The 11,456-nt window shown below is 30.2% G+C and carries 7 protein-coding genes; 6 read left to right on the top strand and 1 reads right to left on the bottom strand.

Going from position 1 to position 11,456, the window contains the following annotated elements:
* Positions 1-135: 135 nt before the first annotated feature.
* Complete coding sequence (locus LB452_RS13100; protein ID WP_224462189.1) at positions 136-396, bottom strand: hypothetical protein; 261 nt, start codon at positions 394-396, stop codon at positions 136-138.
* A gap of 255 nt (positions 397-651) precedes the next feature.
* Here LB452_RS13100 and LB452_RS13095 point away from each other — a divergent pair, with 255 nt between their 5' ends.
* The 6 genes from LB452_RS13095 (at position 652) to LB452_RS13070 (ending at position 11,442) form a co-directional block, all read left to right on the top strand.
* The gene (locus LB452_RS13095) at positions 652-2,010 is read left to right on the top strand and encodes a tyrosine-type recombinase/integrase (protein WP_224462188.1); all 1,359 of its coding nucleotides are present in this window, start codon (positions 652-654) and stop codon (positions 2,008-2,010) included.
* Between the two features lie 258 nt (positions 2,011-2,268).
* Positions 2,269-4,656 carry an NACHT domain-containing protein gene (locus LB452_RS13090; protein ID WP_224462187.1) on the top strand — a complete coding sequence of 796 codons (2,388 nt, stop codon included), beginning with the start codon at positions 2,269-2,271 and terminating at the stop codon, positions 4,654-4,656.
* Positions 4,657-4,807: 151 nt separating this feature from the next.
* The gene (locus tag LB452_RS13085) at positions 4,808-5,641 is read left to right on the top strand and encodes a hypothetical protein (protein WP_224462186.1); all 834 of its coding nucleotides are present in this window, start codon (positions 4,808-4,810) and stop codon (positions 5,639-5,641) included.
* Positions 5,642-5,800: 159 nt separating this feature from the next.
* A complete protein-coding gene (locus LB452_RS13080; RefSeq protein WP_224462185.1) occupies positions 5,801-6,946 on the top strand; it encodes a sigma-70 family RNA polymerase sigma factor in 1,146 nt (381 codons plus the stop codon).
* 413 nt (positions 6,947-7,359) lie between these two features.
* Positions 7,360-10,533 (top strand): Eco57I restriction-modification methylase domain-containing protein, encoded by a 3,174-nt coding sequence (locus LB452_RS13075; RefSeq protein WP_224462184.1) that lies wholly within the window; start codon positions 7,360-7,362, stop codon positions 10,531-10,533.
* Between the two features lie 27 nt (positions 10,534-10,560).
* Positions 10,561-11,442, top strand: a complete 882-nt coding sequence (locus LB452_RS13070) for a hypothetical protein (protein ID WP_224462183.1) — start codon at positions 10,561-10,563, stop codon at positions 11,440-11,442.
* The last annotated feature ends 14 nt before the right edge of the window (positions 11,443-11,456 follow it).

The following is an 11,456-nucleotide window of genomic DNA, read 5'->3' as shown; positions in this document are numbered from 1 at the left end:
ACAAGCAAAACAAACTCAAAAGAAAATCGTATAAATCAAAAAACCTTAACGATGCTAGCATCGTTAAGGTTTAAATTATAAATTTAATGTCTAATAATCTGTATCGGTTATTTAGGACGAGACAAAACTATAGAGTTAATCTTTTAATTCCTGCAAATATGCTCTCGAGACCACCTCAGCTGCCTTCATATCTTCATTCCGATGAGGATGATGCTTTGATCGTTGTTCCATAGTCACGCAAATTTGCTTGGCATGATTCATACTTATTTTATCAGTAGCCACTAATTGCTTTACTTTTTGGACACTTTCAATAGCTTTGGATTCGTCCTTAAACCCTAAACCTTCTACGGAAGTTTCAGGATTATCATCCGTGTACAGATTTTCAGAATTCGCCATATTATTTTTATTGAAATATAAAAAAATAAAGGTTTTTCATCAATCAAACTTAGAAAATTATGTCCTGCTTAAAACGAAAAACCTCCCTTAAATTTTAGTATTTAAGGGAGGTTTTTAAGTGACCACGGCAGAATCTCATTTAGTTTATTTTTTTAGCTAAATGGACTGAAATTGACGCTTTTTGGGCTTTTTTTTAGGTCGTTTCTCTCATTTTAACACAATAAGAAGGACTTAAAAGGACACATGTGGACAAACATGTGGGCAAACTTTTTAGTGTTTTTTGACCACATTCTTAATTTTCAGAAACAATTATTAACGTTAAAAATTAAGGAAATGACGATCAAATTTAAATTAAGAAAAGGTAAAAAGACAAATTCAATTTTATTGGATTTGAGACACGGAAGAGATATTAGATATAGAATGTCTACTGGATTGGATTTTAGAAGAGGTTCTGAAAAATATTGGGATTCTTCAAGGTGCAAATTAAAAGTGCCAAATGATATCACAAACTCTACTTACATTAATAATAGAATTAAAGAGATTGAAAAAGAAATTGAAGAATCTATTACAACGTTAATAAAAAATGAAAAGTTGACTCAAATTGGTTGCTCTAATGCTATAAAGAAAATAATTAATAATGAGCCTGAAAATAACGATGAGACAATTAGTAATACTAATAATATCGTCGAATTTTTCGAATGGTTTATAGAGTATTATGCAGTTAATAATTCTCCATTTACAAATAAACCACTAACATCAGGAACATTAAGAACCTATAGAAATAGTAAAAACTATTTGATTAAATTTCTTGAAACCAAAAAACTTAAAAATTTCTGCTTTCAGGATATTGATGAGAAATTTTACAATGATTTTGTGTCTTACGGAAAAGACAAAGAATACACTACAAATTACATTGGCTCGATCATTCAAAAGCTTAAGACCATAATAGGCTATGCTTTCGATAAAGGCGTGCATAATAATAATGAGTTTAAGAAACGTTACTTTGCAAAATTCAAAGAAGAAATAAATCATCCCTATCTCGATGAATCAGAACTTGAATCCATCAATAATCTCGAGTTGAACTCTGAGGATGAACAAATTGTTAGAGATGTATTTTTAATTGGTTGTTTTACAGGTTTAAGAGTTGGTGATTTAATGAATTTTTTAAAAAATCCAATTCTTAGAAATGATGGAACTAAACAGTTCATATATGTTAAACAAAATAAAACAGGGGGTGAGGTTTACATTCCTATCAATTCAAGAGTTAAGAACATTCTAAATAAGAGGAATGGTGATTTTCCTCCTTACGTTCATCAAAACACGATCAACAAATTAATTAAGAGCATTGCTAAGAAAGCAAAGATAAGTAGTGATTTTATTTTGGAGCGAACAGAAGGTGGAATAAAGAAAAAGATGAAAAAGCCAAAGTGGAAATATATATCCACTCATACTTGTAGACGTAGCTTTTGCACTAATGCTTATAATGCAGGTATGCCTCCACATCACATCATGGTTATTTCAGGTCATAAGTCGGAAAAAGTCTTTTATAATTACATTAAAGCTGATTTAAAAAGAAGGGCGATGCAAGCCGCCGAGCACAGCTTTTTTAATTAATTGAAGGAACGTATAAGCGTTGAAAATGAGGATGACTATCAAAGCTTTTGTTTCTATTCTTATTTTTGTCTCCTTCTAATTAAAAAGGCTAAAAGAAATAGATTTAATTAGGGTAATTCTTTTATTGAAAGGGTTACCCTATTTATATGTCATAGAAATATTTTAAAAACATGCGTTTATCCCATAACAGTTTCAAATAAACATGTATTTTTATCAATATATAACGAGTTGGCAACAAGCTAAAAAACATAACAACAAATGAAAAGTAAACAGGAAAAACTTAATTTCTTAACTTCCATAAAGAAAGAAACAGAAATTCATTCAATACTTGAAGAAATATTGCCTGAAATGGGTTTTTCTGACGTAAAAGTTACTCACGAAAAGGGTAATAAACCTGAATTTGGAAAAGACTTAGTTTGTTCATATTTGGATGAAATAGAAGACAAAAAGGATTGGTTTGCATTTGTTGTAAAAAAGGGTAAAGTATCAGGTTCTACAGGAGTGGTTAGAGAAATAGAAAATCAAGTTTTCGAATGTTTTAAATACCCTTATAAATCATTAGAGCAAACAAAAAAAATCCCAATTAATAAAGTAAAAATAATTACCAACGAACATTTTTCATCAGGAGCAAAAGATAAAATTTTTGACAGCAACAATGATGAAAGAGCTAATATTGATTTTTGGGACGGAGAAAAATTAATCTACTTCATTGACAAGTATTATCCTAAATTTTGGGTAAGAGGTTCAAAGCAATACAAAAAATATATTGAAAGGCTTCAAGAAAGGATTAAAACTGACAATACCATAAAGTCTTTGAGCATTGATAATAAAAAAGTTGAAAAACTTTTAAATAATATGATTGAACCGAAGCTATCAGAAAGAATTACCAATGAAGATGGTTCAATAAAATGGATAAGCAAAAAGGCTGACACCATTATCAACCTACCACATAATTCATTAATCATTGGAGAACCAGGTTGCGGTAAGTCTACGCTTTTTAAGACTCTTTCAAATGAAATAATTACACAAAATTCACTAAGGAACAATCAGGATTTTTATCCTATAATTCTGACCTTTAAAGAAATTGAACAAGCTGACTTTGACTTAGAAATTGCTATAGAGGGTTATTTTAATAAAGATTGGAATGTTGACCTAGGAATTGATTCAAAAGCAATTATAAAAACAGAAAATTGTGCTGTATTTATTGACGCCCTTGATGAATTAGCAAAAAAAGAATCAAAAGAAAAGGCTTTACAGTCAGTAGCCGACTTCAATGAAAAGTTTCCAAACATAAAAGTAATTTGTTCTTCTAGACCTTCTGATTACTTATTTCATAATTCAGAAGCAATTGGATTTAGATATATGGAAGTCAATGACTTAAATAGGCAACAAATTGAATTGTTTTTAAGTAATTATTTTAGTGAAGACTTGATTAAATCAAAATCCCTTTTGAAGTCACTTAAAGATTCTGAAATTCTTGAAAAACTTCCAAAAACACCTTTGACAATTGCTTTAATCACAATGTTGTTTGATGAAAAAGAAATTGAAATACCTGCAACAATCACTGACTTATATGAATTATTTGTCAATCTTTTAATTGGAAAAACAACTTCAACTGAAACAACTGAACTCATTGAAGTGGGCATAAAACATAGAATTTTGTGCTATGTTGCTAAGGATTTACACACTAATTTAAAATCAAGTATTTCGAAATCTGAATTAAAAGATTTGATTTTAAAGTATTCAACAGAAAGAGGGCAAAAGTTTGATATAGGTCAAGTGCTTGAGGAAATTCTTGACCAAATAGGACTTCTGTTTATTAATGATAAAGGCGAAATATCTTTCAAACACCAATCATTTCAAGAGTATTTTACCGCTTACGAAATTTTCCATCATAGACAATCTGACAGAAAATTATTTATTGACAAGTTCAATAATTTATGGTGGCAAAATGTAGCAATATTTTACGCAGGGATGGCTAAAGATTCACCTAAGTTTCTTGAAGAAGTGCTTGAAAATAGTAAACCTAAAAATCTTGCTGAATACATATCAAATACAGGAGGACTAGGAAAGTTACTTCAAGCCTTATACAACACTCCAATCGAACAACGAAAAAAGGGTATTCAAAGAGGATTGGAAAATACAAGTGAGATTTTAAAGCTTGTTTCTAAAGCAGAAGCAACTCCTGATAGAAAAGACCTAATTTTTTGGCAAAACTTTTCAACTTATGGTCTAATGCAAATTTTTGGAGGTTGGTTTAAACACAATAATTGGTCAATTACTTTAAAAGAACCAATGGCAGAGTACTTTGATGATAATATAAAACTTTTGGATAGCGAAACTACAGATGAAGAAGAATTTAACTTAGAATTTCAACTTTTTTTGGTTTCATCAATACTCGCTTCCGATTCATTTATTGATTTTGATAGGTTTAAAGAATTGGTTGATAAATCAAAGTTATCAAACCTTGATATACTTGCAATTTTGGATACACATTACAAAACCTTGATGAAGCATTTACCAAAGTCATATAGAAAAGATGCTACTTTGAATTCTATTCATAAAAAATTGAGAAAACGCATACAAACTAATCCTGATTTCGCAGATGAAGTAAATAAACCAATTAACAAAAGAAAACTAGAATAAAGCCAGTTGCCAACAAAGGCTATAAGCAATTGGGGTTTAGGTATTTAAATTAAAAGATAGTAATAAAATAAAAGTCAGTGCTAAACTGAAAAGTTAGGGCATAAAATCCCCAACTGCTCATAGCCCGACCGTTACCAACAAGTTAAACCGAATGGCATTAAATAGAGACGATTTCACGAAAAAAACAGTAGACATCCTCGCTAAAAGAGTTGGATATATTTGCTCAAATCCTGAATGCAGAAAACATACTGTTGGACCAAACTCGGATAAAGACAAAGCTACAGTAGTTGGAGTTGCTGCACATATAACAGCTGCATCAGCAGGAGGTCCAAGATATGATGGCGCTCTTACACCTGAAAAAAGAAAGGATATCGATAATGGAATTTGGCTTTGTACTAATTGCTCAACATTAATTGATAAAGACCCTGATGCATTTCCTATAAAACTACTAAATGATTGGAAAAAAGATGCGGAGGACATTATGAACAAAGAACTTTGCGGAGTCAAACTTGACTTAGAAAGACCTTATTTGGAAGCTGACTTAATTTGGGCAAATAGTCAAAGGTGGAATCGAGGTTACAGTTCTAAAAATAGAGAGAAATATGGTAATGAAATTGTACTTGGTCGTGACAAACCAATAATATTTTGGGATTTAGTTTGGAACTTCCATATTGCCATATTCAATAATTCTAAACATCCTGCATTCAATGTGAAAATTGAACAAGTCGACGGAACAGAGTTTAACCATTTAGATAAATTGCCTAAAGTGAACAATCTTCCACCTTATGCAGATTTAAAACTAAAGGCGAGTTTCGAAGATTTTATTGAAGGTACATCTACAGAAGCTGACGAAAGAATAGAACCAAAAGTCCCAGATGTGATTCAAGGCTTAACAATGCGCATTACCTATAACGATGAAAATGGAAACGAACACGCAACTATTTTCATCGTAAATGGAGATGAATTTAATAATACTAAAGAATAAAAACCAGTTGGTAAAAATGGCTATAAGTAATTGCTTGTTCTCGCCTGCTTTGGAAATTCCTGCGGAATTTCCAATTTGGTGTGGACTTACGAAGTTAATCACTAACCCATGCAATTACTCATAACTGTGACCGTTATGCTGCGTTTATAAAAAAACAGAATGAACCAATCAGAAATAGAGATTAAATACATTTTAGAATTAATTCCTTCGAAACTTTTTAAAAAACTTAAAATATTAAATATTTCTACGGCAAAAGAAGTAATGGATATTGACCTAAAGGAGTTTTCTCAGATAAGAGGAATCGGACCAACCGTTATTGAGCAATTACAAGATTTTCAGGAAACTATCCATGAAGATATTAATAGTTTAATAGACCTCCAACTAAGTAAAACGAGAGAATACATTTTACCAATAGATTTTGAGGATATCGAAAGTGAATCATTTATTGAAGTTTTTAAAGAAACAATAAATGATTACTTAAATCTACTTGATGATGATAAGCTTCACAAAATTATTAGTTACTCCTATGGCTTAAATGACTTAGATAAATATACTACGGACGAACTGGCAATATATTTTGAAAATTCAAGTGAAAGAATTCGCCAACTAAAAAATGAGATTCTTAACAGATTGGATAAGTTTTTGTCGGGCCAAAAGGACGAAAATTTAAGATGTAAATGTGAAAATGAAATTTCTAAGCATTATTTAGAAATTAAATCTAAAATCATCGACCAAAAAGTTTTATCGAAAGTATCAATTTATGAATTGGTATCGCCTAAAACAACAATAACAGAAAATTTTTCTAGTCTAATAGACTTGCTTATTGATGTTCTTGGAATTCATCGGTGTGGAAAGGTTGAAACAATTTTTACTACTGCAGAAATTTTGATTCTAGATAAGTTTATAAAAGGATATATAAAACTTTATAAAAACTACAATCTTCTATTAACACCAAGTCCAAACTTTATTGAGAGAAATTTAATTTCCTTACTTAAGTCACAAGAAAAATTTGAAGATGTTGAAAAGCTTAAGTTGTTTATAGATAACATTACAGAAATCTTTATATTATATAGAATAAGAACATCTCCTTTGGCATTTGCACCTTTAACATTTCTCTTTTCTTTACTTTTTTTAACAGTTAATTATTTTTATTATAATTTAGAATTCTTGTATCACAATATTCCTATTGTTTTAATTAATCAAATATTCGTTATAGTATTAGGAATATTTTCTTTGATTTCAATTGTAATTCCGAAAACAATGATGAACTTATTGTTTGTAAAAAAAGGACATAAAGCTTTTTAAAACTAATGCCAATAGCACATAACAAAAATGAAAAGATTTTTACTTAAAAGTGAGTTTTACAAGTATTCTTGAGATTAAATTAGCTTAAAAAGCTCAACTTCTATTAATCTGGAATTAATAATAATTCTAACAGTTTTTCAACAATTTGCAACAAGTAATCATATTTGAAAATTTACAAGACAGAGTTTTGGCTCACACTAAAATCTAAAAATGAGTGTAAGTATCTAAATCAAAATTCAAAAAACACATTAGTCCATTCCTTTTAACCTCTAGCTCTTAAATATGCATTTATTAGCTGCCTCATATTTTTAATTGTTCAAACTCTATTTTAAAAATAAAAATCCAATCCTGTATTTACTCAATAAGTTTATTATTTTAGAGCTCCAATCTAATTCTTAAACTTTCTTTATCCTATGGGGTTATTCCAAAGTACAGTTATACAGAAATACATCAATGCCCAAGATCAAAGTTTACTAAAAGAAAAGTGGGAAGCCTATAAAACCAGATTTCTTGATTCCGAGTTCCAAGAGAACATTAGAAATTCTAAAGAAGAGCAATATCAGGAAGGTTTTCTAAGGGATTTGTTTGTAAAGATTCTGGGTTACACACTCAACCCAACTGTAGGTTTTAACTTGACCACCGAACTTAAAAATGTCAAGGACAGCAAAAAAGCGGATGGCGGTATTATTGTAAATGATAAGGTAGTAGGAGTCATTGAACTAAAAGGCACCAACACAACAGATCTTAGTAAAATTGAAGCTCAGGCTTTTGGTTACAAAAACAACCAGTCTAGTTGTACTTATGTAATCACTTCCAATTTTGAAAAAATCAGATTTTACATCGATAATGCAATTGAGCATGAAATGTTCAATTTATTTGAACTGACTGAAGAGGACTTTAGCTTGCTTTATCTTTGTCTGGCTTATGAAAACATCAAGCGAGATATTCCCAAGAAAATTAAAAATGATTCTCACAATCAGGAGGATATTACCACCAAACAGCTATATAAAGACTACAGCGTTTTCAAAAGGGAATTGTATAACAATTTAGTAGAGCTTAATCCTAAATATGAGCCTCTACTGCTTTTTAAAAAATCACAGAAATTATTGGATCGTTTTCTATTTTTATTCTTTGCTGAAGATAGACACTTACTCCCTCCAAATTCTGTTAGACTTATACTGAAGCAATGGAAGCAACTTCAAGAGATGGATGCTTATTCACCACTTTATAAACGGTTCAAAAAGTATTTTGGTTATCTCAACACAGGACATAAAGGCAAGCAATATGATGTTTACCCCTACAATGGTGGTTTATTTAGACCTGATGAGGTTTTAGACAAAATTACCATTAATGATGACTTGCTTTATAAATACACGCTTAAACTATCCGAATATGATTTTGCCAGTGAAGTAGATGTCAACATCCTTGGACATATTTTTGAAAACTCTCTGAATGAGATTGAAGAAATTCAAACTCAGCTTGAAGAGAATCCCTCTAAAGTAAAGATCTCTAAACGGAAAAAGGATGGTGTATTTTATACCCCAAAATATATCACCAAATACATTGTTGAAAATACCATTGGAAAGCTTTGCGAGGAAAAGAAAACAGAAGCGAATCTAGTTGAAGAAGATTACAACATTAAGCGACAAACGAAGACCAAAAAGGATTTATTAAAAAAACTGAATACCTACAGAGATTGGTTGTTACAACTAACTGTTGTTGATCCTGCTTGTGGCTCTGGAGCGTTTCTTAGTGAAGCACTCAACTATTTGATAGCAGAACACCAGTATCTTGATGAACTGGAAACCAAACTCATGGGTGGTGGCCTGGTGTTCCCTAATGTGGAAAACAGCATTTTAGAAAACAACCTGTTTGGCGTTGACATTAATAATGAATCTGTTGAAATAGCCAAGTTGTCACTATGGCTCAGAACTGCGCAACCTAACCGTAAGCTTAATGACCTAAGTAATAACATAAAATGCGGTAACTCTTTAATAGATGATCCTGAAGTCGCTGGCGACAAAGCTTTTCATTGGGAAAAGGAATTTCCACAAGTTTTCGCTAAAGGTGGCTTTGATGTGGTGATTGGAAATCCACCTTATGTAAGGGTTCAAAGTTTGAAAGAAAATTATTTCAACCAAACTAAATATCTTGAGGATAAGTATGAAAGTGCTAAAGGAAAATACGATTTGTATGCCTTATTCATGGAGAAATCTTATGATCTTATAAATAAAACAGGAAATGTATCTTTCATATTACCTCATAAATTTCTCGTAGCAGATTTTGGTACTGGAATTAGAAAATTTTTAGTGGAAAGAAAGGCTGTTGAAAATATTGTTCATTTTGGGTCTGAAATAGTATTTGCAGATGCTTCAACTTACACATGTATAATTACTCTTTCAAAGGAATCAGAAAAAATCGGATATTCTAAAACATATCCCTTAAATATAAATGACCAAATAAAATTTGAAACTATAAACTATTCAAGCCTAAGTGATAAAGCTTGGCTTTTAAAAAGTGAAACTGAAACTTCAATCTTTAATAAGATTTCTAACAATGATAAATTAAAAGACATTTGTGAGGGTATTTATCAAGGTTTAATCACTACAGGTGATGATATATTCATGGTGGAAGGCGAAATTGTTGATGAAATTTTTTATGGCTTTTCAAAAGCTCTAAATGAGTCTATCGAATTAGAATCTGGATTATTAAAAGAAGTTTTGAAAGGTCAAGACATAAATAGATATCTACCTTTAAAATCTAATAAGTATGTAATTTATCCACACTTATTAGATGAGGATAACAAGACAATTCCTATCGAAGAGGTTGATTTCAGGAATAATTTTCCTAAAACATACGCTTATTTAACAAATTTTAGAGATCACTTAACTGATAAAAAAATAAGATATAAAACAAATCCTAAATATTGGTATTCATTACATAGAGCTAGAGAAATTTCTATTTTTGAAAAAGATTATTTAATCACTCCTCAATTACAAAATTATCCAAATTTTACAGTAAAAGAAACAAATGTCTATGCTGATGCTGGTGGCTACTTAATAGTGCCTAAAAAAGATTTGAACCCTCTAGATTTACTTGTGATTTTAAACAGTAAACTATTATGGTATTTTATAAAGAATACAAGTTCAGAATATAGTGGCGGTTATTTTTATTTCAAAACAAAGTATCTTGAACCATTTGGCATTCCTGTTGATAAGTTGATAAATTTCGAATTTACAGATTTAGCAAATAATCAATTAAATCAAACAAAGAATTTGTTTAAGTTGATAAATAAGCTTTTAAGAAATTTGAAACGACAATTTCCAGAAGAATTAGAAAAATTAGCTAAAAAACTTCAAAATTGGAATGAATTAAGCTATTCGGGTTTCATTAAAGAACTTAAAAAGAAAAAGATTAAACTCAGTCTCTCCCAGGAAGCAGAATGGGAAGAGTATTTCCTTTCAGAACAACAAAAAGCAAAAGAACTTAAATCCCAAATTGACCAAACCGATAAGGAAATAGATCAGATGGTTTATGAGCTGTATGGGTTGACTGATGAGGAGATTGAGATTGTGGAGAATAGTTAGGCTAATGATAATTCAAATTATGAAGTATTGAGCAAAAAAGAAGATTATAGGAAATATCTATTAAAGATTTTTGAAGCTTCGAATAAAAGAGATTTAAAAATGAATACTAAAGGATTAGAAATAATCACTGGTGCTATTTTTAAGCTTACTCAAAGTCTTTTTGATGGTGGAGAAAAGCTAGAATTTCACAATTCTGAACTTGAAAATAAATTTTTCAGATATGGTCTCGCAAATCATAGTATAATTAAGCTTTTAGATGGTTTAAGCTTTGAACTTATTGGTCATAACATGAATATTATTGATATTTTTTCAATTAAAAGCATTGTAAGGATGCAGATAGAATCATACTTAATAATGTTCTATTTATTTTTTGATAATGTTACTGTTGAAGAAAAAAATCTAAGATATGCTGTCTATAAGCTTCACGGACTTAGAAAACAAGCAAGTTTTGCTTATGATTCAGATTTTGCAAAAAAACAATACCAAAAAGTTCAAATAGAAATAAGCGAAACTACAGAGAAAATTATAAAATCAGCTCAATACAAAAAAGCTACCAGTGTTAAAGAGAGAAATAAATTATTAAAACCTAGTTATGCAATTATGTTCAAAAAAGAACAGCTTTTTGAACGCAGTGACTTAAATAAATCAAGAATTTCTGACATGTGGAGTCTTTATTCTAATTATGCTCATGCTGAACATATTAGCGATAGACAATTTAATACTTATTACAAGTCTAATATTCAAAGCCTTAAAGAAGAGTGTGTTTTATCAGTAGAGATTAATTTGATACTAAGTTCAAAATTAGCTTTATACTTAGCAAACTCATCTAAAAGCAGTAAAAAAGCTTTCAAGGATTTAACAATTGAAGAGACGACATATATAGAAACATGGGGGAAACTTCACGAATAATTTTAGGTTTTAAA

It is taken from the genome of Psychroflexus longus (assembly GCF_020164595.1).
GTDB lineage: Bacteria > Bacteroidota > Bacteroidia > Flavobacteriales > Flavobacteriaceae > Psychroflexus > Psychroflexus longus.
The sequence above is the reverse complement of the archived record's forward strand: the minus strand, read 5'-3'. Positions and strand labels throughout refer to the sequence as shown.

What these genes read in the sequence shown, in the direction of transcription:
- LB452_RS13075 (WP_224462184.1), top strand. Translation starts at nt 7,360, where the DNA reads ATGGGGTTATTCCAAAGTACAGTTATACAGAAATACATCAATGCCCAA.
- LB452_RS13090 (WP_224462187.1), top strand. Translation starts at nt 2,269, where the DNA reads ATGAAAAGTAAACAGGAAAAACTTAATTTCTTAACTTCCATAAAGAAA.
- LB452_RS13100 (WP_224462189.1), bottom strand. Translation starts at nt 396, where the DNA reads ATGGCGAATTCTGAAAATCTGTACACGGATGATAATCCTGAAACTTCC.
- LB452_RS13085 (WP_224462186.1), top strand. Translation starts at nt 4,808, where the DNA reads ATGGCATTAAATAGAGACGATTTCACGAAAAAAACAGTAGACATCCTC.
- LB452_RS13095 (WP_224462188.1), top strand. Translation starts at nt 652, where the DNA reads ATGTGGGCAAACTTTTTAGTGTTTTTTGACCACATTCTTAATTTTCAG.
- LB452_RS13080 (WP_224462185.1), top strand. Translation starts at nt 5,801, where the DNA reads ATGAACCAATCAGAAATAGAGATTAAATACATTTTAGAATTAATTCCT.